Annotated in this window: 19 protein-coding genes; 12 read left to right on the top strand and 7 right to left on the bottom strand. The window is 43.4% G+C overall.

Going from position 1 to position 26,658, the window contains the following annotated elements:
- Positions 1–141 precede the first annotated feature (141 nt).
- The 3 genes from ACJROX_RS25535 to ACJROX_RS25525 are packed head-to-tail and all read left to right on the top strand — an operon-like array spanning position 142 to position 4,477.
- Positions 142–1,677: a BCCT family transporter gene (locus ACJROX_RS25535; RefSeq protein ID WP_408008025.1), complete on the top strand. Its 1,536-nt coding sequence runs from the start codon at positions 142–144 to the stop codon at positions 1,675–1,677.
- Positions 1,678–1,697: 20 nt separating this feature from the next.
- Positions 1,698–2,393: a TetR/AcrR family transcriptional regulator gene (locus ACJROX_RS25530; protein ID WP_408008024.1), complete on the top strand. Its 696-nt coding sequence runs from the start codon at positions 1,698–1,700 to the stop codon at positions 2,391–2,393.
- Positions 2,394–2,419: 26 nt separating this feature from the next.
- Complete coding sequence (locus ACJROX_RS25525; protein WP_408008023.1) at positions 2,420–4,477, top strand: CocE/NonD family hydrolase; 2,058 nt, start codon at positions 2,420–2,422, stop codon at positions 4,475–4,477.
- Between the two features lie 194 nt (positions 4,478–4,671).
- Here ACJROX_RS25525 and ACJROX_RS25520 read toward each other — a convergent pair whose 3' ends face one another.
- Positions 4,672–6,012: an FAD-dependent oxidoreductase gene (locus ACJROX_RS25520; protein WP_408011772.1), complete on the bottom strand. Its 1,341-nt coding sequence runs from the start codon at positions 6,010–6,012 to the stop codon at positions 4,672–4,674.
- Between the two features lie 376 nt (positions 6,013–6,388).
- On the bottom strand, positions 6,389–7,507 hold the full coding sequence (locus ACJROX_RS25515) for an RNA-guided endonuclease InsQ/TnpB family protein (protein WP_408008022.1): 1,119 nt from the start codon (positions 7,505–7,507) through the stop codon (positions 6,389–6,391).
- 405 nt (positions 7,508–7,912) lie between these two features.
- Between ACJROX_RS25515 and ACJROX_RS25510 the strand changes: the two genes are divergently transcribed.
- The 9 genes from ACJROX_RS25510 (at position 7,913) to ACJROX_RS25470 (ending at position 21,680) form a co-directional block, all read left to right on the top strand.
- The gene (locus tag ACJROX_RS25510) at positions 7,913–9,202 is read left to right on the top strand and encodes an extracellular solute-binding protein (RefSeq protein WP_408008021.1); all 1,290 of its coding nucleotides are present in this window, start codon (positions 7,913–7,915) and stop codon (positions 9,200–9,202) included.
- A 79-nt stretch (positions 9,203–9,281) separates the two neighbouring features.
- Positions 9,282–10,157, top strand: a complete 876-nt coding sequence (locus ACJROX_RS25505; protein WP_408008020.1) for a carbohydrate ABC transporter permease — start codon at positions 9,282–9,284, stop codon at positions 10,155–10,157.
- A gap of 21 nt (positions 10,158–10,178) precedes the next feature.
- Complete coding sequence (locus tag ACJROX_RS25500) at positions 10,179–11,060, top strand: carbohydrate ABC transporter permease (protein WP_408008019.1); 882 nt, start codon at positions 10,179–10,181, stop codon at positions 11,058–11,060.
- 165 nt (positions 11,061–11,225) lie between these two features.
- Entirely contained in the window at positions 11,226–13,004 is a 1,779-nt protein-coding gene (locus ACJROX_RS25495) for a sensor histidine kinase (RefSeq protein WP_408008018.1), read from the top strand.
- Positions 13,001–14,530, top strand: a complete 1,530-nt coding sequence (locus ACJROX_RS25490) for a response regulator (protein WP_408008017.1) — start codon at positions 13,001–13,003, stop codon at positions 14,528–14,530. Before ACJROX_RS25495 ends, ACJROX_RS25490 begins: the two co-directional genes overlap by 4 nt.
- Before the next feature lie 48 nt (positions 14,531–14,578).
- Complete coding sequence (locus ACJROX_RS25485; RefSeq protein ID WP_408008016.1) at positions 14,579–17,152, top strand: glycosyl hydrolase 2 galactose-binding domain-containing protein; 2,574 nt, start codon at positions 14,579–14,581, stop codon at positions 17,150–17,152.
- Positions 17,133–19,694, top strand: a complete 2,562-nt coding sequence (locus ACJROX_RS25480; RefSeq protein ID WP_408008015.1) for a glycosyl hydrolase 2 galactose-binding domain-containing protein — start codon at positions 17,133–17,135, stop codon at positions 19,692–19,694. Before ACJROX_RS25485 ends, ACJROX_RS25480 begins: the two co-directional genes overlap by 20 nt.
- Before the next feature lie 93 nt (positions 19,695–19,787).
- The gene (gene manA / locus ACJROX_RS25475; RefSeq protein ID WP_408008014.1) at positions 19,788–20,744 is read left to right on the top strand and encodes a mannose-6-phosphate isomerase, class I; all 957 of its coding nucleotides are present in this window, start codon (positions 19,788–19,790) and stop codon (positions 20,742–20,744) included.
- 66 nt (positions 20,745–20,810) lie between these two features.
- The gene (locus tag ACJROX_RS25470) at positions 20,811–21,680 is read left to right on the top strand and encodes an ROK family protein (RefSeq protein WP_408008013.1); all 870 of its coding nucleotides are present in this window, start codon (positions 20,811–20,813) and stop codon (positions 21,678–21,680) included.
- A 173-nt stretch (positions 21,681–21,853) separates the two neighbouring features.
- Here ACJROX_RS25470 and ACJROX_RS25465 read toward each other — a convergent pair whose 3' ends face one another.
- From ACJROX_RS25465 to ACJROX_RS25445, 5 genes are all read right to left on the bottom strand, one after another.
- Positions 21,854–22,123 (bottom strand): cytochrome C oxidase subunit IV family protein, encoded by a 270-nt coding sequence (locus ACJROX_RS25465; RefSeq protein WP_408008012.1) that lies wholly within the window; start codon positions 22,121–22,123, stop codon positions 21,854–21,856.
- Positions 22,120–22,731 carry a cytochrome c oxidase subunit 3 gene (locus ACJROX_RS25460; protein WP_408008011.1) on the bottom strand — a complete coding sequence of 204 codons (612 nt, stop codon included), beginning with the start codon at positions 22,729–22,731 and terminating at the stop codon, positions 22,120–22,122. The genes ACJROX_RS25465 and ACJROX_RS25460 overlap by 4 nt, the downstream gene beginning before the upstream one ends.
- A complete protein-coding gene (locus ACJROX_RS25455; RefSeq protein WP_408008010.1) occupies positions 22,728–24,677 on the bottom strand; it encodes a cytochrome c oxidase subunit I in 1,950 nt (649 codons plus the stop codon). Before ACJROX_RS25455 ends, ACJROX_RS25460 begins: the two co-directional genes overlap by 4 nt.
- On the bottom strand, positions 24,674–25,696 hold the full coding sequence (coxB, locus tag ACJROX_RS25450; protein ID WP_408011770.1) for a cytochrome c oxidase subunit II: 1,023 nt from the start codon (positions 25,694–25,696) through the stop codon (positions 24,674–24,676). The genes ACJROX_RS25455 and coxB overlap by 4 nt, the downstream gene beginning before the upstream one ends.
- A gap of 100 nt (positions 25,697–25,796) precedes the next feature.
- Positions 25,797–26,537, bottom strand: a complete 741-nt coding sequence (locus ACJROX_RS25445) for a YqjF family protein (RefSeq protein WP_408008009.1) — start codon at positions 26,535–26,537, stop codon at positions 25,797–25,799.
- Between the last annotated feature and the right edge of the window lie 121 nt (positions 26,538–26,658).

Here is a 26,658-nt window from a genome sequence, read left to right as displayed (position 1 = left end):
AAAATTAAGCAGCATAGAACATTCATTGTTCTATTATTTTTTATATGATATTATGAACATGTTCATTAAATGAACATATTCATTTAATGGATGGAACTTTTATAGAAAGAAAAATCTATTTGGGGAGGAATGTGAAGATACATGAATCATTCTAAAGTACAAAAATCCATATTTTGGCCATCTATCATTTTAATTGCTGTGGTTACGGTCTTGCTTGTTATTTTTCAGAAATCAGCAGGTCCTGTTCTTTCGGGAATGTTAACCTCGATTACGTTCAAATTAGATTGGATGTTTGAGTTTTTGACAATCGGTTTGTTTATTTTATTGGTTTGGCTGATGTTTGGCCGGTTTGGTCAGGTGAAACTAGGAGGAATAAACGATCAGCCTGAATTTTCCAAGTTCAGTTGGGGAGGCATGTTGTTCACAACAAGTATGGGAACCAGTATCATGTTCTGGTCCATTGTCGAGCCGCTTTATTACTATACTGGGCCGCCGTTCGGAATCGAAGGAAAAACGAACGAGGCTGCAGAGTATGCTGTAACTTACGGATTATTTCATTGGGGGATTTCAGCATGGGCGCTTTATGCATTACCAGCTGTTGTAATGGCGTACAGTTTCTATGTGCTAAAAAACCCTTCATTGAAAATCAGTTCTGCCTGTCGAGGTGTGCTTGGAAAACACGCAGATGGCTTTATTGGAAAAGCCGTTGATGTACTCGTGATTTGGAGTATGATTGGAGGACTAGGAACATCGCTAGGACTCGGAGTTCCAATGATTTCTGCTGTCCTTGGAAATCTAATTGGAATCGAACCATCACTAGGCTTAAACATTGTCATTATCATTGTATGGACGATTATTTTCAGTTCCAGTGCGTATTTCGGTCTGTATAAAGGAATTCGCAGGCTAAGTGATTTCAATGTATACATGGCATTAGGGCTAGCTCTTTTTGTTATTATCGTGGGACCGACGTTATTTATTTTATCTTATTTTACTAATAGCTTCGGTTTAATGTTTGATAATTTCTGGAAAATGAGTCTATACACAGACCCGATAAATCAAAGCGGATTCCCACAAGCTTGGACTGTCTTTTATTGGGCTTGGTTTGCAGCTACAGCACCATTTGCCGGTATTTTCATCGCTCGCATTTCTAAAGGCCGAACGATTCGAGAACTTATTTTCCATGTACTTCTTTGGGGTTCTGTCGGCAGCTGGCTTTATTTTGGTGTTTTTGGCGGATATGCGATGGACCTTGAGTTATCAGGAAAGTTATCATTAACCGACATTCAAGCAGCATCAGGTGATCCATCTGTTATCGTCGCTCTCCTAAATTCTTTACCAATGCCAATTATCGTATCCATTTTCTTTGTTGTTCTTGGATTCATCTTTTTAGCTACATCTCTTGACTCAGCGAGTTTAGTCATCGCGAGCGTGGCGACGAAAGAGCTCAAGGGAGAAGCCCAGCCTGCTCGTTGGCATCGTTTATTATGGGGTGTGCTTTTATCAGCGCTTGCCATTAGTTTAACGATGACGGGAGGGCTCGATGTGGTTCAGACATCGTCTGTACTAGTAAGTGTCCCTGTCTTAGTGATGTATGTCTTAATGGCCATTTCCTTGGTTAATTGGTTGAAGAAGAATGAAAACAATCATATTTATGTAAAAAAACGAGAGACAAATTAGTAATTGGAGGACGTAAATAAATGAGTAAAGAGAGAAAAGAACTTCAACGTGCGCGTATGTGGAAATACTTTCTTGATGCAGCTGCGGAAGTAATTGAAGAAGAAGGAATTGAAAAGATGACGATTCGAAAGATTGCCGACCGTGCAGGGTTTACTGCATCGACTGCGTACAATTATTTTAAGGATCTTGCTCACTTGAAATTTTTCGCAGCAATGCGGTTTACGTCAGATTATGTAAAAGACCTGCCAGACTATCTGGGTTTAGGAAAAAATATAGTAGAAAAATGGTTGTACTCATGGGAATGTTTTTGTAAACATTCTTTCGAGCAGCCAGAGATTTATTCGACTATTTTTCTGGACAATCTGGGATCATCTCCACAAAAATTGTTTGATGACTATTATGCAGTTCATCATCAGGATTTAACGGGATTACCAGAAGACCTTCAATCAATTTTAATGGAATATGATTTTTCCAAACGCAGCGCGCTTTATATTCTGGGTGCAGTGGAGGAAGGTTATTTAAAGGAAGAAGACGTCCAATACATTGCTGATATCACGCTTATGGTTTGGAAGGGCATGATGAATACGTATATTAATAACCGACGGGGGTATTCAAAGGAAGAAGCGATCATACGGACCCTCCAGTTAGTGACAGAATGCGTCATGAATGTAGTGGAGCCGGAAAGACGCAATGAAATTACATTCGATCGATATTAGGATTATGTAGGGAAAGGATGTTAAGTTTGGTTTTTAATATAAGAGATTCAGGGAAACGCAGAATCAAAACAGATTTTACAAGAGACGTGAAAAAGGTTGAAAATATGTGGATCCCTATGTCAGACGGTGCTAAGCTGTCTGCCTGCATGTGGATCCCAGTGGATGCGGAGGAAAATCCAGTCCCGGCTATTTTGGAATATCTGCCATACCGAAAAAATGATTTTACGGCTATCCGTGATTCTGTACGTCATCCCTATTTCGCCGGTCATGGATACGCAAGTATTCGTGTCGATATCCGGGGCGCCGGAGATTCAGATGGAATTCTATTGGATGAATATTTAAAACAGGAGCAGGACGATGCTCTTGATGTGTTAAGCTGGCTTACGAATCAGCCGTGGTGTACGGGTTTAGTTGGCATGATCGGAAAATCCTGGGGCGGCTTTAATGGGTTGCAGGTAGCTGCTCGAAACCATCCGGCACTAAAAACGATTATTACGCTATGTTCAACCGATGACCGTTATGCAGATGATGTCCATTATCGTGGAGGGAATCTGCTTGCCTCTGATATGCTTTGGTGGGCGTCAACGATGTTTGCCTACAATGCTCGACCACAGGATCCGAAAGTTGTTGGTGAAAGTTGGAAGGGAAATTGGCTCGATCGATTAAAAAATACACCTCCGTTTGTGGAGGAATGGGTCCGTCACCAGCGTCGTGATGATTACTGGAAACATGGTTCGATTTGTGAGGATTATTCTGACATGCAAATTCCTGTGTTTGCGGTAAGCGGATGGCAGGATGGATATACTGATTCCGTTTTCCGTCTTTTAGAGCATCTGCCAAAAGAAAGTAAAGGCCTTATTGGTCCATGGGCCCACGAGTATCCAGAAGTGGCAACCCCGGAACCGGCGATTGGATTTTTGCAGGAGGCACTGCGCTGGTATGACCATTGGTTAAAAGGCATTGATACAGGCATTATGGACGAACCGAAATTGATTTCTTATATTCAAAAAAGCGAATTGCCGGCTGTGAGCTATGATGAACGTCCGGGAAAATGGGTAGCAGATCCCGCATGGCCATCACCACATGTAGAAGGACAAAACTGGTGGCTTTCAGATGGACGAATCACAACTGACATTCCTAAGGGGTCAGGAGAAAAGATCTTAATTCCAAGTGTGCAGGAACATGGATTTTATTCAGGCGTCTTTTGTCCATTCGGCCAGCCCGGGGATTTACCGGCAGACCAGCGACTGGAAAATGGCAAGGCAGTTGTATTTACTTCTGAGCCATTAAAAGAATCGTTGGAGCTCCTTGGTCACCCCGTATTTCATGCTGTACTGTCGGCGAATCAAGAGGATGCATTACTTTCAGTTCGGCTAATGGATAAGGCACCTTCTGGGGAATCCACTTTAATTAGTTGGGGGATGTTGAATTTAACGCATCGGAATTCTCATGAGTATCCTGAAAAATTGGAGCCGGGTAAGAAATATCAGATTAAAGTAAGATTGGATTCGCTTGGACAGGAGATTCCAGCGGGACACCGCTTGGAAGTGGCATTGTCGCCAACATATTGGCCTTCAGCATGGCCGTCACCAAAACCGGTCGATTTAACACTCTATATGGGAGAAAGTACATGCATGGAGCTGCCCGTTCGCATCCCCCAGCCGGAAGATAAGGATTGCGGACACTTTCAGGCACCTGAAACTGCACAGGTGATGGAACGAGACGTCATTCGAAAAGAAGAACGGACACGTGAAGTTATTCATAATCCGATTAACGGTGTGTGGACACTATCTGATTTTTCAGATGAAGGGGCACGAAGGTTGCCTTCAAATGGTGTTCAATATGAAAGTAAAAATAAAAACACATGGACCATAAAAGAAAACGACCCATTATCAGCTCACGTTCGATGTGAATGGGAATTAACATTAGGCAGGAAGAACTGGAAAACGAGACTTGAAACAGTCAGTGAGATGTGGAGTGACGAAACGAAGTTTTACCTCGTTAACACTCTGACTGCATATGAAGCAGGAGAAAAAGTCTTCAACAAAACATGGAAATCCAAAATTAATCGTGACCATGTATGACATGACAAGTAATGTTTGTTTTAATAAATTCTAATGTGAAATAAAAAGATTTGATAAAATCGTAGTTGTCAGAAATAGGAGGCTGGTATATATGTACCAGCCTCCTGCTTCTTTAATTCAAGACTCTTACTCAACAATCTACGATTGCGGAATAAAAAATTCCTGCATATCAATACAGGAATTTTAATCAAACTTTATTTTAAATCAACACCTGATCTTTTCTTCTGATTGGTCAATATAGCAAACCCTACTTTGGGATGGAAAAGGTGCATGGGGGACCGCATTAAATTCATTACTCTAACTAATCTAAGATAAACTTCCGGATCAAAAGCCGAAAGCTGATATACCTTTTTACTATACCACTGTTTAAATGGCTGTATGAGGGGTCTGTCACCATTAATATCGGGGTGGCGAAATGCCTCTGTAATTGCCATCTCCCATGGAGTTGCAATCAAATTAGAAATTCTCTTGTGAAATGTTTTAGTGAACCCTTTATCTGGATACGCAAAATATTTAAAGTAACTCTGTAACTCTAAGGCTTCCATAGCAGCAACAGATATCCCTTGCCCAAATACCGGATCAAAGCGGCAGTGAGCGTCTCCAACCACCAGGAAGCCTTCCGGCACATCGGCATGGTCAAAACGTCGACGCACCTGATAAGGAATCTTATGTATTTTTATATCTGAAATTGGCTCCACTTGTTCTAGAAAATGAAGCACATCAGGGACGGGTAACTTTTGTGCATAAGCGAAAAATTCCTCATTTGTTTTTGGCGCCCGTTCATTAGCGTAACCACTAAAGGTAACAGAGAAACGATTCTCTTCAATCGTTTGAATAAATGCACCGTAAGGGTTTTCAGGGAAACTGGGAGATATCAGAAGATTACACCAGTCTGGACGTTCCTGGTTTTTCAGACGAAAGAATCCGGTGGCATAAAAAAGTTGAATCCACACCTTTTCCTCCTTAACCTCTATACCATACGGTTTTAGCCACTCTACACTCTTTGAACCAAACCCGCTTGCATCAACAACCATATTTGCAAGAAGCTCTTCTTCTCTTCCTGTCTTAAGGGAACGTACCCGTACTCCGGATATTTTATTTCGTTGATGATCTAATAATAGTTGATCGACTTTTGTTTCGTACTTGGTTACAATATTAGAAACTTGATCAATACGGTGTTGTAAATGCCACTCTAACATAGGGCGGCTTTGTTGAACCATGACTAATTCTCCTGGAAACTGTTTTTTCCAGAACCCAAAATGATGCCACTTTAAATCTCTTGTAAAGTTATTTACAATACTCCCGTCTTCTATTAATTGATCAAGGAAGTGTGGAAATAATTTCTCAATTGCTTCTTCTCCTCCTTTTAATAAGACATGAGGATGGTAGCTTTGTGGCACTCTCTTCCTAGGGGCTTTTTCTTTCCATCTTTGACCGGCTTCCAGGATGATTACTTGTCGAAATATATGTGACAGAGCTTTAGCAGCTAGTTTCCCAGCGATGCTTCCTCCGATAACTATTACTTTCTCCAATATGATGCTTCCTCCAATCTTCCTGCAAGTATTCGTTCCCCGATCATAATGGGATTTTATCTTCTATCTATAGATCTTAAACCTTACAAAAAAACTAACAGAATTTATTTCCAGTATATTTCATGTTAGGTGATTTTGAAACGAATTATTATAAAAAACTGGCCACTCTTCTCTTGCATCAAACATCATTACTATCGAATCGCCGATCCTATAATATTTAGTGAATGACCCCTCCTTAACACCCTTTCGGGATGTTTGAAGAAGGGGTTTCCTGTTTCGCAGACCATTGCGTAGAGGGGTTTCCCACTACGTCTTACATAATCTCCACAGGCGTAGATTATACTGTTCGGACACAACCTTGCCCTACAGTTCGTATGATTCAGTTTGTCACAAGTAATTCTTCTAATGCTTTTTGTAGGATGTTTAATGCTGCGTTTTGGTCTCTATCCAACACTGTTCCGCATTTTGTACAAATATGAGTACGAATAGAAAGTGACTTCTTTACACGATTCCCACAATAGGAACAGTCTTGAGAAGTGTATTTTGGTTCTACTTTTTTCAGTAGTCCTCCATGCTTTTCGCATTTATACAAAAGCATGTTTCGGAACATTCCCCAACCTGCATCCGAAATGGATTTCGATAACTTTCTATTTCTGATCATGCCGCAGATATTTAGATTTTCTACAGCGACAACAGAATAATCTTTTGACAGGTTGTAACTTAGCTTGTGAAGAAAATCTCTGCGCTGGTTTGCGACTTTCTCGTGTAAAGAACGAACCTTTTGTACTTGTTTGATGTAGTTGAGAGAGCCTTTTTTCTTCTTAGAAAGAGTACGCTGTGCCTTCTTTAGTTGTTTCTCTTTCTTACGAAGAAATCTTGGGTTTTTAATCTCTAACCCATTAGAAAGGACCGCATACTTATTAAGTCCAACGTCAATTCCTATTGCACGATTCGTATCAATAGAAGGTGGTAATGCTTGTCTTTCGACACAAAAAATCGCATACCATTTCTTTCCTTGACGTTTGATAATAAGTTGTTTAATTGTTCCTCCTAATGGTCTATGAAGCAAGATATCTATTTCACCTAGCTTTTTATTGTATATCTTACCATTATCAGAAAAGGACATAGCATAACGATGTATTCCATTTGGTTTGAAACCGAATTGAGGGAAAGTCATACTATTATAATCTTTATACTTTTTCTGTTTTGGATATTTTGCATCTTTACGAAAGAAGCTTTCAAACGCTTTTTGTAGACGCACAAAGACTTCCTGTAAAGGCTGGGAAGGTACTTCTTTTAGAAAAGGATATATCTTTTTATCTAGTGTTTGTTGGTTTTGCATATCATAACGACTGTAATTTTCTTTGTTTTGTTTATATTTCCGTTCTTTATCTAAAAGAGCAGAATTGTAGGTTTGACGACAATATTGTAACCAACGTTCCAGTATTTCTTTTTGTTCTTCTGTTGGATAGATTTCATATTTTTGATTTAGCAACATTGTCACCACCTCCAATGGTTTATGTGGATAATTATACCAAGAAGAGATGATGGGAACAAGCGTTTGGATTACAGCAACCGAAATTCATCCCCTCTCTATCCTTGGGCTACGCCCTTCACAGGCTTGAGGAAGGGGAATTCTTTCGGAATTTGTTAAAATGGACAAGGTTTTGGATTCTGAATAATCAATTTTATTGTTCTATATTGATGAACATCCGAATCCATTTACTCCGTTTATTTTCCTGGGTTTTTATATAGTCGTAGTTTTCATCAGAGTAGAAAATTTAGAATTGTCAGATAAAATGTGTGAATTTTTAGGATAGTATCTTAATTTTTTAGGATTATCAATCTCGTTGCAAGCGTTTACAATTTGGTTTAGATAATCAACAAAAGGGAGGTACAAAGAATGAAACGATTCTTATCAAAAAGTATGGCATTGACGATGGCAATGCTCCTTGTTCTGATGGCAGCATGCTCAAATGGCGATTCCTCATCCGAAGGGGATGGGAAAAAGATCGAATTGACGTTCTGGAATATCTGGACAGAACCATCTCCACAGAATGAAGCGAGTTTGAAACAGGTCGAGAAATTCGAGGAAGAACATCCTAACATCAAAATCAAGCAACAAAACATTCCGCATGATCAATTCAAAGTCAAAGTGAAGACGCAGGCAGCTGGCCAGCAACTCCCAGATTTGATCCAAGTCTGGCCTGGTGCGGAGCTGACACCGCTCGTGGATGGAGAACTGATCCAACCAGTTGATGATATCCTATCGAACTGGGATGGATTGATAAAAGATGACCAATTTGCAGATTACAATGTAGACGGAAAGCAATATGCAATCCCAGCGAATGTGACACCTACCAGTCTGGTCTACTACAACAAGAAAATGCTTAAAGACGCAGGATATGATGAATTCCCTAAAACGTATGAAGAATTCAAACAATTGATAGAGAAACTGAAAGGCGAAGGGAAAATTCCAATTGCGCTCGGTAATAAAGCCCAATGGGTTTTACAATCCTCGTATATTTCAACCATTGCGGATCGTATGACTGGAAGTGACTTCCTGCAGGCTGTAAAGAATGGGGAAAAGAAATTTACAGATGGGAAATTTATTGAAGCGGTAAAGGTCATACAAGAGCTATCCGAAATGGAGGCCTTTAATAATGATTTCAATTCCATTGATAATATCCAACATCGAGAACTGTTCATCCTTGAAGAAGCAGCCATGATGATTGATGGTGCTTGGTCGCTTGGGCCGACATTGGAAGCTGTGGAGGATTCGGAAAACGTCGGAATCGCACTTTTCCCTGAAATAGAAGGCGGCGAAGGAGACCCTTCAGCGGTTTCTGCGGTAACAGGTACAGGCATTGCGCTGAACAGTGAGCTTGAAGGAGAAAAATTGGAGGCTGCTCAGGAATTCTTGAAAAGCTTCTATGATGAAGAATATTATAACGATTTGATGAAAGCAGACATTCTAGTCGCTGCTGACATCGAGCCACCTGGAGGCGTCAGCCCGCAATTGAAGCATGTATCCGAGTTGACAAGTAACAAAATCACGCCGGTTTATGATGCATCCCTACCAGTGGAAGTGACAGATGTACTCAATTCAGGATTGCAGGAAGTATCTCTCGGGACGATGACACCTGAACAATTGGCGGAGAAGCTGCAAGCTGCCATGGAGAAGCAAAAATAACCATAGAAGCGGTGGAAATCAAGGTAAACCAGACTTGATTTCCTCTTTTCTTACCCAAGTTCGTTAAGGAGGGGGATCCATGCATCTGTTAAGTCGGAATAAATGGCCAGCAGTCTTCGGATTGGCGCCAGCCTTGCTCATCTACCTTATGTTCGCTATCATTCCGATTCTGATATCGTTCTACTATTCACTGATGGATTGGGATGGTTTTACGGACATGCGTTTCGTAGGGCTGGCGAATTTCCAGGAAGCATTATCCGATTCGATTTTCTGGCAATCATTGAAAAACAACCTGTATGTCGTCGCTGCTTCCGTTTTTGGACAAATCCCGATTGCTTTGTTTTTTGCGATTTTGTTGAATCGGAAATTGAAAGGCGGAAAGATATTCCGAACACTCGGTTTCATGCCAGTCGTCATTTCAACGGTCATCATTTCCCTTGTATGGGGGATGATGTACAACTCCAGACGTGGTTTGTTCAATCATTTGCTCGAACTTGTCGGGTTAGGTGAGTGGGCACAAAACTGGCTTGGGGATCCCAAGTGGGCGATGATTGCTGTTTGTATCACGATCATCTGGCAATTCGTAGGTCTTTATTTGATCATCTTCCTTGCTGCTCTGCAAAACATCCCGCAGGAAATCTATGAAGCGGCTCGGATCGACGGGGCGTCCGGTTGGAAACAGACTTTGTATATCACGCTTCCAATGATGCGGAATGCCATCGCTGTTGCGGTAATTTTGTGTATTAGCGGGAGCTTGAGGACATTTGACCTGATTTATGTCATGACATCGGGAGGTCCGGGCCACTCTACCGAGGTACTTGCGATGTATATGTTTGACCAGACCTTTTCTTCCACTCGTTTTGGCTATGGAAGCGCATTGTCATTATTCATTTTCTTTTTCAGCTTGATATTGGTCTATCTTTCTACTGTAGTTCTAAGGAAAAAAGCTGACTGATAAAAGGAAGGAGGCAAAACTATGCCACAGACAGTTGTTGGGAAACCGACAGATATTGAACGGATCGACGAACCTAAATCAAGAAGAATATCTAAAAAGATGCTCATCTACATCCTGCTATTCATCTATGGGTTGGTCAATGCCTACCCCATTTTCTGGATGTTCCTTAATTCGTTCAAGAGCAATATCGAATTTGCGAAGTCACCGTTCGGACTTCCGGTGGAATGGTTGTTTGAAAATTATAAGACGGCGTGGGAGACAGCCAGGCTTGATACGTATTTCCTGAACAGTATCATCGTATCCGTCGTTGCTGTAATCGTGACGGTTTTTGCTGGAGCATTGGCTTCTTACTTCCTATCCCGATTCAGGTTCAGATGGGGAAGAGCAATGTATGCCTTTTTCGTATTCGGCATGTTGATCCCGATACATGCGACATTGGTACCGATGTTTTTATTAATGAAAGAACTCGGATTATTGAATACGCATATCGGATTGATTTTCCCTTACATCGCTTTCAACCTGCCGATCACCATTTTCATATTGGTGAGCTTCATGAGTGCTTTTCCAAAAGACATTGAGGAATCGGCGATCATGGATGGATGTGGGGTGTTCCGGATCTTCTGGTCGATCATCCTTCCGATGACCAAACCTGCTTTGGCGACCGTCGTCATATTGAATTTCATTAACAATTGGAATGAATTCGCTTTTGCACTTGTGTTGATCAATGAGGAGTCGCTCAAGACTTTGCCACTTGGGCTTGCGAATTTTGCTGGCCAATTTACGACCAATTATGGAGCACAGATGGCTGGATTGACAATGGCGATCATTCCGACGATTCTCATCTATCTGTTGCTTGAAGAACATCTCGTCAAAGGGATGACAGCAGGGGCTGTGAAAGGATAAGCTAAAGAAAACTTGGTAAAGCCAAGCCTTTGACGCCGGCTGAGATTAGTTGCACTTATACTATAATCCAAATTGGCTAATACGTTGATTTTACTTCTTGATGCCAATTTATATACCCTATAGTGTAAAAGGTAACACGACAATCGATGAAGAGGTAGTGCCCACATGAAAAAGCTTTTCTATTTTCCAGATTGGAAACTTCGATGGAAGTTCCTGTTCATCTTTTTAACACTGGTCATCCTGCCGATGCTGGCGTTCAGCCTGTTCATTTATAATCAGGCGAACAACGCCGTCCAGCAGCAGGCAATCGATAACACGAAAAGCCATCTTGAAAAGGTGGAGGATAACCTTTCAGCTGTCATCCTTGATATTGAAGACATTTCTTCGTACATGATTTACAGTGAAGAGTTCAGGAACTTCTTGACTACGCCAGATATACCTGAAAATCGGACAAGGCTGAAGAGCTTGGAAGATCGCATCAATGGTTACGCTACCTTCCACCTGAACTCCAAGCCCTATTTAAGTTCCATCACCTTGAACGGAATGAGGAACAGTGAGGTCCATATCGGAAAACAAGTGGTCCAGACAGACGAGCGTCATTGGCAGGAGAGGGCATCTGACCTTCATGGGAAAGTCTTATGGAGTAGTGAAGCTTATTCAGTGACCGATTACTGGAATAGGGAAGAAAAAGTGATCAGTATGTTCAGGGTCATCAACGATATCAACAATATCACCAATCCGATCGGCATGGTGACGATCCGGTTGAATACCCACCAGCTTTATGAGTGGATTGAAACAGACTCAAGTTATATGCAGCAAATGTTTGTCCTTGACCAGAAAAATAAAGTCGTCCTCCATCAAGACTCTTCCTATATTGGAAAGTTACATCCTGATGAAGGCTTATTGAAAGCCATCAAAGAGGCCGGCAGTGAGGAAGAGACGTTCGGATATCAAAAAGAGGACGAGAAGTACAATGTCGTTAAGCGGCCATTGGAAGGCACGGATCTTGTGCTCTATACGGTCGTCGACAAAAAGGATGTTGCAGAAAGCATAACTGGCATACAAGGATCAATCCGGATCATGATGATCGCATTGACGGTATTGGGGATACTGGCGATGGCTGGCTTCTATCGGTATAACATCAAACGGATCATTGACCTGACCAAACAGACCCAACAAGTTGAAAAAGGGGACTTCTCAGCGAATGTGCCTGTCACAGCCCGTGATGAAATCGGATTGTTGGGATTGAGGTTCAATCGTATGGTCCGACAGCTGAAATACTTGATCGAAAATGAATACCAGATGGAAATCCGAAACAGGGAATCAGAATTAAAGCTTTTGCAGAGTCAGATCAATCCACATTTTCTATATAATACGTTAGATATGATCAGATGGACGGCCAGATTGGAAAGAGCGATGGATACAGGGAAGCTGATCGAACAATTGTCAAAAATGTTCAGGATCAGCTTGAACAGAGGAAAGCCATGGATCTCACTGCAAGATGAATTGGCTTATAGCCACCTTTATCTCCAGTTGAATAAGAAACGGCTCGGAAAGAAATTGGCATTTTCGATTTTCTATGATGCGGATGTATCGAAAGCGATCGTCTTGAAACAGATGATCCAGCCGCTGATTGAAAACAGTCTGCAGCATGGCTTTGATAAGGTGAGCTCAATACGGAATATCTATGTCCGGTGTTATCGGGAAGAGGATGACCTCGTCATTGATGTCATGGACAATGGTGTAGGTTTTTCCCAGGAACAATTCCAAGCTTCCGTCAAAGGAGGATATGCCCTGCAGAACATACAGGATCGGCTGCAGATTGCGTTTGGGGATAAGGCCAGGCTTATCGTAAAGACAAAACGTTCTCCAGGGGCCTGGGTAAGGATTCAATTGCCTTATCACGAGAATAAAGATTGGATGGATGAAGGTGATCTGAAATGAATCTGAAGTTATTGATTGTTGATGATGAACCGATCATTACCCAGGGGCTGAGGGAGACGGTGCCATGGCACGAACTCGATGTCGAAATCATCGGCGAAGCGCAAGATGGCGAAGAAGCCCTTGAAATCATCGAAAACGAAGCCGTAGATATCATTCTCTCAGATGTAAAAATGCCTGTCATGGATGGATTAGAGCTAGCTGACCATGTTAACAGGTGCTTTCCCCATATTCGCATCATCATCATAAGCGGCCACGAAGAGTTCGAATATGCAAAACGTGCGATCGGGCTTGGTGTGAGAGATTACTTGCTGAAGCCTGTCGACATTGATGAACTCATGGATTTGGTAGCCAAGATCAAGCATAAGATGGAACAAGAACAGATACATGAAGAATCATACATGCTCAAACAACTCCTGTCCTCTCTGGTAATGAGCAATAAGATAATGGAGATGGAAGAGATCCAAGATTGGATTCCCAGGGGATGCTGGCTAATCGGAAGTGAGATGAAAAATTACGGAGATTTTATCGGTTCCAAGACGGACAAGCAAATACAAGCGCTGAAAAAACGTTGGAAAAACACGCTTGAAGAAGGGCTTTCCCGGAAAGGCATCCTTTCTGCTTCAACCTTCTTAGATGAAAACAGGCTGATCATATGCTGTACTTCCGAACGGGAAGTCCGACCGGAACGAAAGGTGTACGAGGATTTACTGTCGGAAATGGAGGAAACGGTCGGTATCAAAGGATTCTTCTGTTTAACCGCGCATTCAGAAACACCAGAAGAACTTCAGAGCAGATACCAGGATTTGCTTAATAAGATGAAAACCCATCCTTATACAGACAAACTAGTTTTCGAAGCTTCAGAATCCGACCCTGTGGATACGTCAAAATTCCAATATCCGGTTTGGTTCGAAAAGAAGATGAGACAAATGGAAGATGAGCGTTCAATCCAATCTTCAATCCAGGATTTAATCGATGGACTAAAAGAGAAGTACTGGTCAATTGAAACAGCAATTGAAGTGCTGGGAGATGTCGAAATGAATCTTTGTAAAGAATTTGCTGAGGACCTGCCATTACATTTTCTCGATGGGGTAAATCCTACGGTTCATAACTCCTATGACCAATTAAAACGACTTTTTACAGAAGATATGAAAAGATATTTCGATTATCAGCAGTCAGCAATCATAGGTGGACAACGCTGGTTGACAAAGAAAGCGGTTTCTTATATTAAAGAGCACTATGCCCATGATTTGAAAGCATCTGAGGTCGCAGATGTCATTAATGTATCACCGAATTATTTCAGCCAACTGATCAAACAGGAAACTGGAAAGCATTTCAATGATTATTTACATGAAGTCCGGATCAACAAGGCAAAGGAGCTTTTGAAAGAAACGCCTTACCGCGTGTTTGAAATTGCTGAACTTGTAGGATACCGGGATTACAAATATTTTGTCCATATTTTTAAGAGGAGTACATCCATGACACCAACGCATTATCGGAATATTGCCACTAAAGAAAATCACAGTTAGGAATATCAGTTCATGGAATTTTAATAGGATATGAAGGAAGGTGACTCTATGAAACTCTTAAACGAATGGAAATTGCAATGGTTCGAAGCTGGAGAAAAAGATCCTCTGGAAGTATCGGCACCCTATTATATCGATCATTTTTGGATGGCGGTGAAAGTACCGGGTGATGTCCATTCCACCTTGCTGTCAAAAAATTTGATCAAGGATCCCTTTATCGGACATAACGATTTGGAATGCCGGTGGGTAGAGGAAAAAGAATGGTGGTACCGTACCACATTCAATTGGGATGGAGACTGTTGCGAGGAAGAGTCAATGGAGCTGTTGTTCGAAGGACTCGATACGTATGCAACGATCTATTTGAATGGAGTGGAAATCGGGAGTACTGCCAATATGCTGGTCGAGCATTCATTCGAGGTGACAAGGGAACTCCGCAAAGGCAAAAATGTCCTGGCCGTCAGGATCGATCCTGTCCATACCCATATTGAAGGAAAGGCATTGAATTATTGGTGCAGCTATGGGAAAGAACGGATCTGGACAAGGAAAGCCGCCATGAACTTTGGCTGGGACTGGGGTCCGCGTCTGGTGTCTACAGGCATATGGAAAGACGTAGTGCTGGTAAAACGATCGAAAACGAGACTGGCCGGTGTTTTCACGATGACGACAGAGCTGCAGAAGGGTCTCGCTAAAGTAGAGGTAGACATTGAGGTCAGCCATCCTTCCTGGATGAAAGAGTCTTTATATGTTGTAGCCGAGCTCCGTTCAGGAGAGGATATTTTTTCTGGACGTGCAAAAATATATAGAAAAAAAGGTGTCATGACCATTACAGTCCCGGATCCCCGGTTATGGTGGACACATGACTTAGGTGAACCTCATTTATATGAAATGACTGTATCGTTGATCGATGAACAAGGAAATGTCCTCGACAGTCGTGTGGATGATGTTGGAATCCGTACGGTACAAGTGGAACAGAAGCATGAAAACGGGGAAAACCTTTTTGCCTTCAATCTTAATGGTGTCCGCATGTTTGCCAAGGGTGCGAACTGGATTCCTGTCCATAATTTCATAGGTTCAGCAGATGAAGGAAGGTACACGAAGCTGCTTGAACTCGCCAAGGATGCACACATGAACATGATGAGGGTCTGGGGAGGCGGCATCTATGAAAAGGAAATCTTTTATAAAGAGTGCAATCGGTTAGGAATCCTTGTCTGGCAGGATTTCATGTTCGCAAATGCATTGTATCCAGATTACAACAAGAACTTCATGGTTAATGTAGAAGATGAAATCACAAAGGTCGTGAAACGATTGAGGAATCATGCTTGTCTGGCGATTTGGTGCGGAAATAACGAGATTGATTGGATTTATGACCGGAAGAAATCAGATGGGGAAATCACGACACCGTTTTATGGTGAAAAAATCTACCACGAATTGATTCCAGAGGTGCTTGAGGAGCATGATCGATCCCGGCTGTATTGGCCGAGTTCGCCATATGGAAGCTATCAGGATGGGGACCTTGATTCAGAAGAGATGGGTGACCGTCATAACTGGGTGGTCTGGCATGGGAATGTCGAGCCTCGTAAAGTTGGTGAGCCGGTGGTCCAGGATATTTCACTGGAGGGCGTTTCTTTCAAAAACTATAAAAAGGATCTGACCTTGTTTTCAAGCGAATTCGGTATGCATGCTTCCGCCAACCGCTATACATTATCGAAGTACATTCCGGAGGGTGAGTTTTATTGGAAGAGTGATGAGATGGCTTATCGGAATAAAGATCACTTCCATGAAAAAGGGATACTTCTCATGGAGGGTTTTTCTGGGGTGCCAACCGATATCGAGGAATATATGAATTATTCGATGCTTACACAGGCAGAGGGTCTGAAATATGGAATCGAGCACTACCGACGTCGTAAACCGTTCACAAGCGGAGCTTTGATCTGGCAGTTCAATGATTGCTGGCCTGGTACGAGCTGGTCGCTGATGGACTATGAATTGCTGCCGAAAGCATCGTTCTATTATGCTAGGAAGTTCTTTGATCCAATATTGGCTACGATTGATCACGATCCAGGAAAGCCTTTGCGGATTTCCATAGTAAATGATAAACTGCAAGATTTAAAGGATACGGTCGTCTTTGAAGTGATGACATTTGATGGTAGGCAGCTGTTTTTAAAAGAAGTCGATTTTACGGTGATAGGCAATGGGGTGCAAGAGTTAGCAAACTTTACAGAGGAAGAGGTCCTGGATGGGGTGAATCCTTCTGAAGTTGTCATACGGCTGCGCTCTAAGAGAGGAAACTTCAAGGAAAACGCCTATTATTTGCGAGACTATAAAGATATCAATTATCCGAAAACCAAATTGAGCGTAGGAAGGCATGAGGAGGAAGCGACGGTCACGATCACAGCTGACCGGCTTGCGCGCTTTGTGAAGTTGGATATTTTACAAGGAGAAGTGATCTGTTCTGATAACTTTTTCGATTTGATGCCTGGTGAATCAAAGACCATCCAGCTTTGGCATCTGAAAGGGGAAGACATCGACTTGGAACGCGTCTCCATTTCTGCGATGAATTCAGAATCAAGTATGATCGAAAAGGGACAAAAAGGAGGAGTTGATATTGAACCGAGTATCTTCTGACCGTAAAAGTGCCAAAGACCATAAAGTTGTGTTGACTGATTGGAAATTCAAACAAGCTGATGAACGAAACTGGATGCCAGCGACTGTCCCTGGCAGTGTGCATACCGACCTTTTAAGCAATCAGCAAATAACAGATCCTTTTTACGGGAGAAACGAACTTGAACTCCAATGGATCGACAAGAAAGATTGGGAATATGAAACAGTGTTCGATGTTCCTGATGATGTGTTCAGATCGTCGCATGTAGAGCTCGTTTTCCATGGGCTGGACACATACGCGGATGTCTATTTGAACGATACGAAAATCCTTTCAGCGGATAACATGTTCCGTAGCTGGAAGGTGGATACCAAAGGGCTGCTTCAAGAGAAGGATAACCGTTTGCGGGTCTATTTCCGCTCGCCGATCAATGAAGATCTGGTTAAGCTCGACAATTTGGGCTATAACTTGCCGGCAGTGAACGATCATTCTGAGGATGGAGGCGTTGGCGAGAAAAACTTAAGCGTTTTTGCAAGGAAGGCTCCATATCATTATGGCTGGGACTGGGGACCGCGATTTGTCACAAGCGGATTCTGGAAACCTGTTGAGTTGAACGGTTGGTCGGAGGCGAGGATCACCGATCTGTTCATTGATCAAAAGACGGTCACAGCTGAAATGGCCCGAATTACAGGAGTGGTCGAAGTTGAAGCGGAAGCGGATTTTGAAGGAACGCTCAAGTTTTCCACTGATGGTGTCTTTGTTGAGGAACAAGTCCAGCTGGTGAAGGGTTTGAACGAGGTCGAAGTCCAGATGGACATCGCTGAACCCCAGTTATGGTGGAGCAGAGGGCTTGGTGAACAGCATCTTTATGAGTTTACCGCAGTACTTTTAAAAGAGGAGCGGGAAGTTGCGGCGAAGGAAGTAAGGACCGGTCTCCGCACAATCCGATTGGTACAGGAAAAAGACGAGGCAGGGAAGTCGTTTTACTTTGAAGTGAATGGTGTGCCGATTTTTGCGAAAGGTGCTAATCATATCCCGAATGATAGTTTCGTAACCGAGGTCACCTATGAACGGTACAAGCATGAAATCCTCAGTGCCGTCGAGTCGAATATGAATATGCTCCGGGTCTGGGGTGGCGGCATTTATGAATATGATGAATTCTATGAGTTATGTGATGAATATGGTATTTTAGTCTGGCAGGACTTCATGTTCGCCTGTAGCATGTATCCTGGCGATGAAGCATTTTTAGAAAATATCCGGCATGAAGCTGAAGAGAACGTCAAACGGTTGCGGAACCATCCATCCCTTGCACTATGGTGCGGGAACAATGAGATGGATACGGCATGGTCACAGTATGATGAAGACGGAGGATGGGGATGGAAACAGCAATATTCACCTAAAGAGAGGGAAGAAATCTGGCAGGCTTATGATTATGTATTCCATGACATTTTGCCTGAAGCCGTCAAACAGTACTCCAGTGGAACAGACTACTGGCCTTCTTCACCGATGGCCGATTGGAGCGGGGATGAAAACCAGCATGCCCACAATCAATCGACGAGCGGTGACATCCATTATTGGGATGTTTGGCACGGTCTAAAACCTTTCGAAGACTATAATGAAAATATCGGCCGATTCATGAGCGAATACGGATTCCAGTCTTTCCCCGAATATGAAACGGTGAAGACCTTTGCTGAAACAGAGGACATGGCGCTCGACTCTGAAGTCATGCTCCATCACCAGAAGATTGGCCGCGGAAACTTTCTGATCAAAGAATATATGGAAAAATACTTGCCGAATCCTGTTGATTTTGAAGGATTCCTTTATATGAGCCAGGTACTCCAGGCGGAAGGGATCAAGTCGGCGATCGAAGCACATCGACGGAAAAAACCGTTTTGCATGGGGACCCTCTATTGGCAGATGAATGATTGTTGGCCGGTTGCCTCCTGGTCCAGCATGGATTATGAGGGACGATGGAAGGCGTTGCATTACCAGGTCCGGAAAAGTTTCCAGGATGTCATGCTTTCCATTGATGGAACTGATTCTTCGAAAGTGGATATCCATGTTATTTCAGATTTGCTCTCGTATGTTGAGGGTGAGCTCCATATCCAATTGCTTGATTTTGAAGGGAACGTATTAAAGGAAAAGTCTAGCAAGGTTGATGTGAAGCCAAACAGTGGAAAAGTGGTTCTTAGGTTGTCAACGGAAGAACTTTTGGAAGGTTTCGATAGGACGAGAACTGTCTTGGAAGCTTTGATTGTACAGGACGGAAATGTTATTGACCGAAAAGAACATTATTTCGTATCGGTAAAAGATTTGGAGCTTTCTAGTCCGGAGATCATAGTAACGGAATCGGATGATGGCGTGTTTTACGTTGATACGAATGTGCTCGCAAAGCAAGTCTGGCTATCGAGCGAAACAGAGGGTATTTTCAGTGATAATTACTTCGACCTCATCCCAGGCCAAAAGAAAAAGGTGCAATTTTATTCACGGGATGGATCAGACGGCTTTGTAGCTGGCTCACCTGGAAAGATTACTGTGAGATCCATGGCTGATATTATCGTGATTTAATCTGGTAATAATAAACTTTGCAATGATTTCTCCCCAAATCTGTTGATTAAATGTTAAAGTATGATGTAAAAGGGATTAAACGAGGTGTCGAGTTTGTATAATGAACCTATTTTTTTGAAGCCTGTGTTTAAAGATCGAATCTGGGGTGGGACGAAGCTGCGCGAAGCTTTCGGTTATGACATTCCATCCGAGACGACAGGAGAATGCTGGGGAATCTCCGCACATCCGAACGGTCCAAGTAAAGTGTTGAATGGCCCATTGGAAGGGAAAACGCTCGATCAAGTGTGGGACGAGCATGCTGAATTGTTCGGAAACCAGGAAGGGGACGAATTCCCATTGCTCGTCAAGATTTTGGATGCAAAGACCGATTTGTCTGTCCAGGTGCATCCAGATGATTCGTATGCGCAGAAAGTGGAAGGCGAACCTTACGGAAAAACAGAATGCTGGTACATCATCGATTGTGAACCTGGAGCTGAACTAGTGTATGGCCACCACGCCAAGTCGAAGTCTGAGTTTGAACAGATGGTTGCGGAAAACCTTTGGGATGACTTGCTACGCACAGTTCCGATCCAACCGGGTGATTTCGTCTATGTACCGAATGGAACCATTCATGCGATCGGGACAGGCACGATGATCCTTGAAACGCAGCAAAGTTCAGACGTGACGTACCGTGTCTATGATTACGATCGCCGCGATGCTGATGGGAACACACGTGAACTCCATATCGAGAAATCGATTGATGTAGCGATGATTCCGCATGAGGATGCGAAGTTTGAGCCTGTCGAGTCAACGATTGATGACTTGAAGGAAACGAAGCTGATCCAGGAGAACTATTTTACCGTCTATCGTTGGGAGCTGGATGGATCCGTTGATAAATATGAAAATCCAGCCTACTTACTTGTCAGTGTTTTATCAGGTGATGGCGAAATCACGACAGATGGCGGAACATCTCCAATCAATAAAGGTGACCATTTCATCATTCCATCGTCAGTAAAACAATTTTCGTTGAACGGCAATGTGGAATGTATCGTGTCACATCCAACAGTTTAAGAATCAAGGTGCCGAAGCTGAATTTCCAGTTTTGGCACTCTTTCATAGGGAAAGGAGTGTGTTTTGATGGTTTATGGTTCAATTGAAGCTGGAGGTACGAAGTTCGTATGTGGGATCGGGACTGAAAACGGGAAAATCCTTAAAGAGATCACGATTCCAACGACCACACCGGATGAAACGCTGAGCCAGGTGGTGGAATTTTTCAAGGGGAAAAAGATTGAAGCTTTGGGGATCGGTTCGTTCGGACCTGTGGATCTGAACCTGGAAAGTCCTACATATGGGTTTATTACTTCCACGCCGAAAAAGTATTGGAACAATGCTGATATCGTCGGTGAAATGAAGAAGCATTTTGACGTGCCAATCGGGTTTGATACCGATGTGAATGCTGCTGCACTCGGAGAAATGGAGTGGGGAGCAGCGCAAGGACTTGATAGTTGTCTCTATATGACAGTAGGGACCGGAATCGGGGTCGGAGCGATTTCGGAAGGCAGAATCGTCCATGGCATGCTGCATCCGGAAATGGGACATATCCGAGTCCGGCGCCATGAAGAGGATCCTTATGAAGGGAAGTGCCCTTACCATGGAGATTGCTTGGAGGGCTTGGCAGCTGGCCCGGCAATCGAAGCGCGTTGGGGGCAGAAAGGCATTGAATTGGCTGATAAACCAGAAGTTTGGGAGCTTGAAGCTTTTTATATCGCACAAGCATTGATGAGTTACATACTCGTGTTGTCTCCGAAACGACTGGTAATTGGCGGCGGTGTGATGAAGCAAGCTCACTTGTACCCGCTCGTACGGGATAATGTCGTGAAGCTGTTGAATGGCTACATCCAGCATGAAAACATTTTGGAAAAGATCGATGAGTACATCGTTCCCCCTGGATTGGGAGATCATGCGGGATTATGCGGCGGAATTGCACTGGCGAAAAGGGCTTTGTGAGCAGCCTGTCAACACTTTATCTTGGTAAAATCTCGGCATATTTTAACAAACCTTAGGATTTTTTAACAAATCCGAAGGTTATTCTGACAAAACGCAAGTTTATTTTGATGAAATTTCATATTATTCTAACAAAAGGACTCAGAGCGCAAACTCTTGAGTCCTTTTTCCATACTCTATTCCAGCAGCATCAAGTAAAGGATCGCTAATCCGGCAATAAGCAGGCCGCTACTAACGGTAACCCATTTGAAACCTCGCCTGCCTTGTTGGATGTCCATGAACAAGACAAGTTGGATGGCGGCTTGTAGGACGGCAAAAATCAGCAAAACAATAAGCAACCAGACCGGAATGGTACCCATCGACATCATGATATAAAACGCGATTCCGCTGAACATCAACATCAGGATGAAACCAAGCCATTGTCGTACATTCAGAGATATTTTCACTGGAGGATCCCTGCCTTTCCGATTAGATAGACGACCGTAAAGATGAAAATCCAGACAACATCAACGAAATGCCAATATAGGCTGAATACTTCCAATTTTGCTTTCGTATAAGAGGTGATCCTTTCTTTTTTCAAATGGATAAGGAGAAGGACCATCCATGTGCATCCAGCCAAAACGTGGGTACCGTGAGTGCCGACCAATATATAGAAGGAAGACATGAACGGACTTGATGTGAATGTATGTCCTTCTTTTACGTATTTATAAAATTCGTGTGCTTCTAATCCTAAAAAAACAGCGCCAAGAACGAACGTCGCGATCAGGAAGAAGAAGCTTTTTTTATAATGGTTATTCTTCGCTCCTAAAAAGGATTGCGCACAGGTGAAACTGCTTGACAAAAGAATGAACGTTGCCAGAATCGTTTGCTTTAATTCGAACAATGTCCCAGGGGATTCACCAGGAATCGTATGGTGGTTCAGCGTAAGGTAGACACCGAACAAACAGCCGAAGAGAACGATTTCTGCCCCAATGAAAAACCAGAGCCCAAGGACTTTATCCGTACTTTCTTCCTCCGTGAATTCTTTGGAAAAGACGATTTTCTCCTCTGTCATTTTTCTTCTCCCCCTATCTTTTCATCAGGATGGGTTTCCGGGGTCACCATTTTCCTGCCTGAATCTTGAAAAGAATGCATCACCATCAACCCGATGGTGCCTAGCAGTCCAATCAACTGGAAGTACCAAACCTCAACGATGACGCCGAATGAACCGATCAGCATGAAAAGACCGATCAACATCGGTTTTGCAGTGTCAAGCGGCATCCGGATCGGGGAGAGGTCTTCCGCTGCCTCCAACCGGCCATTCTGGTATTTCTTCGCCTTCCACCACGCATCGCTGCTGTACACTTTCGGAAGCCGGGTGAAATTGTACTCAGGCGGCGGGGAGGGGATCGCCCACTCGATGGTCCGCCCATCCCAAGGGTCATTGCCGACTTCCCGTGGACTATGGCGATAGCTTTGATAGATGTTCCATAAAAAGATCATCATGCTGCCGCCCATCATAAAAGCACCGATCGTACTGGCCAAATTCAGGCCAGTCAGTCCATCCTCAGGGAGGTATGTGAAAACCCTTCTCGGCATACCTTTCAGGCCCATGATGTGCATCGGGAAAAACGTAATATGGAATCCGATCAGGAATGTCCAGAAATGCCATTTTCCTAGTACATCATTCAGCATGAAGCCGAACAATTTCGGCCACCAATAATAAACACCGGCAAAAATGCCAAGGATTGTCCCTCCGACAATGACATAATGGAAATGGCCGACGACAAAATAGCTGTCATGATATTGATAGTCTGCAGGCACAGTCGCCAGCATGACTCCGGTTATACCGCCGATCACAAAAGAAGGTATGAAGCCGAGTGAAAACAGCATCGGTGTGTTGAACGTGATGACGCCTCCTCTTATCGTGAACAGCCAGTTGAATATCTTGATTCCAGTCGGTACGGCGATCGACATCGTTGAAATCGCAAAGATCGCATTTGAAGTAGGACCGAGACCAACCGTAAACATGTGATGGATCCAAACCATGAAGCCGAGAAAACCGATCAGCACAAGTGCGATGACCATCGAACTGTATCCGAACAATCGTTTCATTGCGAACGTCGTGATCACATCCGAAAAGATACCGAATGCAGGAAGGATCAAAATATACACTTCCGGGTGACCGAAAATCCAGAACAAATGCTGCCAGATCAAGGAATTTCCTGCGTCCGCCACCAGCATGCTCGTCCCGTATAACCTGTCGAACATCAATAAAAGAAGCGCGACAGTGAGCGCTGGAAAGGCGAAAAGAATGAGGATGGAGGTGACCAACGTCGCCCAGGTGAACAGCGGCATCCTCATCAATTTCATGCCTGGAGCCCGTTTATTGATGATCGTTACGAGAAAATTGATGGCCGTCAGAAGCGTCCCGATCCCAGAGACCTGTAGGCCTAGACTGTAATAATCATTCCCTGTCGCCGGTGTAAATTCATCCAATGCAAGAGGGGCATAGGACGTCCATCCGGCAGTAGGGGATCCGCCGAGCACGAAACTGATGTTGATCAATGCCCCGCCAGCGAAAAACAACCAGAAACTCAATGCATTCAGGAATGGGAATGCAAGATCCCGCGCGCCGATCTGAAGAGGCACCGCGACGTTCATCAAACCTATGATCAACGGCATCGCGACGAAAAAGATCATCGTCGTCCCATGTGTTGTCATCATTTGATTGTACTTATCGCCCTGGAAGACCCAGAATTCATTTTGGGGAAGGGCCAACTGGGCTCTGATGATCAACGCATCGAGTCCTGCGCGGAGAAAAAAGGCGAAGCCAGCTGAAAGGTAAAGGATTCCTACCTTGCTATGATGGGTCGTTTTCATATAACTCCATAATGCGCCCCATTTTTTATAATAAGTCAGGAAAACGACTGCTGTGATACCCATCAGAATCAACGAGAGATATCCAGCAATGATATCGGAAACGAGCCTGATCTTTTCACCAAAGAAGTAAAAGCTCATCGTTTTTCACCTTCCTTTACTTTTAGAGACAACAAGTAGTTGATTAAGTCGTCTTTTTCCTCTTCAGTGAAGTCCTTTTTAAAGGAAGGCATTTTAGCCCCAGGTTTGACCTTCTGCGGGTTATTGAGCCATTTTTTCAGATTTTCCCGATTGTTCGGGAGCACATTGGCAATCCGGTCCTGTGAAGCGAAGTCACCCAGATGAGGGGCAGGTGATCCGCTGACTTTAGGGTCTAATCCTTGCGTCCCATGACAGCTGAGGCATTGGCCTTTGAAAATCTCCTGCCCCTTTTTCTCTGAATCTGTCAAACTAGCTTGATTCGGTTGTTTCATGCCGTCGACCCAGGATTGGAATTCGGATTCTGTTTCGACTTTTACATGAAACCGCATGTAGGCATGGCCAACCCCGCAGAGCTCGGCGCATGACCCTCTGTAGACACCGGTTTCATTTGGAACGAATGATAGTTTTTCCTTCATTCCTGGATTGGCGTCCTGTTTACCGCCTAATTGCGGCACCCAGAAAGAGTGGATCGTATCCTCTGAAGTCAACTCTATGATTACTTTTTTATCGACGGGGACATGGAGTGTTTCAGATGTCGTAATCCCTTCCTCAGGATACTCGAATTCCCACCAGAATTGATGAGCGGTCACTTTAACGACCATTGCTCCATCACTGGCTTTCGTTTCTCGATCAAGTTTATATGTATCTAGTACAGTCGGAATCGCTAAAATGGTTAAAATCAAAATCGGTATGAGCGTCCAGGTGATTTCAAGTCTCTTATCTCCTGGCTTCTGATTTTGGGTTTCCGTTTCCCAGCCAGGTCTTTTACGGTATTTTACGAGAAAAAACGTGAACAATACCGTTACGGTGATTAGAACGATAGACATTAACGCTATACTGAGCTGGATTAAGGAAAGCTGGGTTTCGGCCGTGGATGATTTAGGGTTGAGGACATCCCATTTTGCTGGGGAACAACCTGTCAAAAAGAGAAGAAGTAAGGCGGATCCGAATTTGCTCATTATTTTCACTGGTCATAGCCTCCCATTCATGGAACATATATTGGTCCCCTTCCCAGTAAGCCGATTTCATAAACGGGAGATTTATAGATGGAGTAGATTACTAGTTCATTTCCTCTGGCTTCAAAGGCCACATGAGGACCCGTCGGGATGAACAATAATGGAGGTATAGCGGGGTTCCTACCGGGAATGGTGGCAGCATCAACTCCTCCATATCGACTTCCGCCTCACTTACTTCCCACTTTTCATGATCGATGTCGCCTCGCAATAACGTCTTTCCTTTTTCTGTCCATAAAATGTATCGTTCGAGAAACCAGTGGATCAGGGTGCCTTCCTCTGGGGTAAAGGATTCGGATATCGGCTGATAGCTACCACGAAAAATTCCCGTTGTCTTCACTTTCCGCTTACTGAAATAGTCGACACGTCCATTTTCTACTGACATGGACATGTCTGCCTGAAAATAAGGCAATGATAACGCTCTTGTTCCGAGGACGACAGGAAGATGATTTGCGTCCAGGCTGAAAAAGTAGACGCCGGGAACCCCGTTGTATTTGACATACGTCCGTACATTCAACTCCAAATAAGAATGAAAGAAAGGGATCTTCGGAAGCCCGCGTATCCTCATATCGTTTACCGCGAAAGGAATGATGCCGATCCACGCTTCTCCCTCAAAAGTGTCCAACTCTAATGAAGCTGGGACATGCTCTCTGACCAATTCCTTTGAAACAGGGAAATGCATGAACAACAAATGGTCCCAGCGTTGAGTCAGCCTCCATTTACGGTTTGGGAGAGGTGCCGTCCTATGACTCGTTTTTTGAAGTAATTCTTCTGTAAAATCAGCCATGTCCATCCTTCCTTTCGATCTTTTTACCCACTATTGATTTGTCTATCCATGAGTCAATCATGCTAAACCTGGTACTAGTTTTAAAAATAGCGGTGTTAAATCTTGTTGTTGATTTTTTAAT

Source organism: Pseudalkalibacillus sp. A8 (genome assembly GCF_045920555.1).
Lineage (GTDB): Bacteria > Bacillota > Bacilli > Bacillales > Fictibacillaceae > Pseudalkalibacillus.
This window is presented reverse-complemented; position numbering and strand designations above follow the sequence as displayed.

What these genes read in the sequence shown, in the direction of transcription:
- ACJROX_RS25505 (WP_408008020.1), top strand. Translation starts at nt 9,282, where the DNA reads ATGCATCTGTTAAGTCGGAATAAATGGCCAGCAGTCTTCGGATTGGCG.
- ACJROX_RS25535 (WP_408008025.1), top strand. Translation starts at nt 142, where the DNA reads ATGAATCATTCTAAAGTACAAAAATCCATATTTTGGCCATCTATCATT.
- ACJROX_RS25455 (WP_408008010.1), bottom strand. Translation starts at nt 24,677, where the DNA reads ATGAGCTTTTACTTCTTTGGTGAAAAGATCAGGCTCGTTTCCGATATC.
- ACJROX_RS25485 (WP_408008016.1), top strand. Translation starts at nt 14,579, where the DNA reads ATGAAACTCTTAAACGAATGGAAATTGCAATGGTTCGAAGCTGGAGAA.
- ACJROX_RS25460 (WP_408008011.1), bottom strand. Translation starts at nt 22,731, where the DNA reads ATGACAGAGGAGAAAATCGTCTTTTCCAAAGAATTCACGGAGGAAGAA.
- ACJROX_RS25515 (WP_408008022.1), bottom strand. Translation starts at nt 7,507, where the DNA reads ATGTTGCTAAATCAAAAATATGAAATCTATCCAACAGAAGAACAAAAA.
- ACJROX_RS25445 (WP_408008009.1), bottom strand. Translation starts at nt 26,537, where the DNA reads ATGGCTGATTTTACAGAAGAATTACTTCAAAAAACGAGTCATAGGACG.
- ACJROX_RS25510 (WP_408008021.1), top strand. Translation starts at nt 7,913, where the DNA reads ATGAAACGATTCTTATCAAAAAGTATGGCATTGACGATGGCAATGCTC.
- ACJROX_RS25495 (WP_408008018.1), top strand. Translation starts at nt 11,226, where the DNA reads ATGAAAAAGCTTTTCTATTTTCCAGATTGGAAACTTCGATGGAAGTTC.
- ACJROX_RS25470 (WP_408008013.1), top strand. Translation starts at nt 20,811, where the DNA reads ATGGTTTATGGTTCAATTGAAGCTGGAGGTACGAAGTTCGTATGTGGG.
- coxB (WP_408011770.1), bottom strand. Translation starts at nt 25,696, where the DNA reads ATGAGCAAATTCGGATCCGCCTTACTTCTTCTCTTTTTGACAGGTTGT.
- ACJROX_RS25490 (WP_408008017.1), top strand. Translation starts at nt 13,001, where the DNA reads ATGAATCTGAAGTTATTGATTGTTGATGATGAACCGATCATTACCCAG.
- ACJROX_RS25500 (WP_408008019.1), top strand. Translation starts at nt 10,179, where the DNA reads ATGCCACAGACAGTTGTTGGGAAACCGACAGATATTGAACGGATCGAC.
- ACJROX_RS25530 (WP_408008024.1), top strand. Translation starts at nt 1,698, where the DNA reads ATGAGTAAAGAGAGAAAAGAACTTCAACGTGCGCGTATGTGGAAATAC.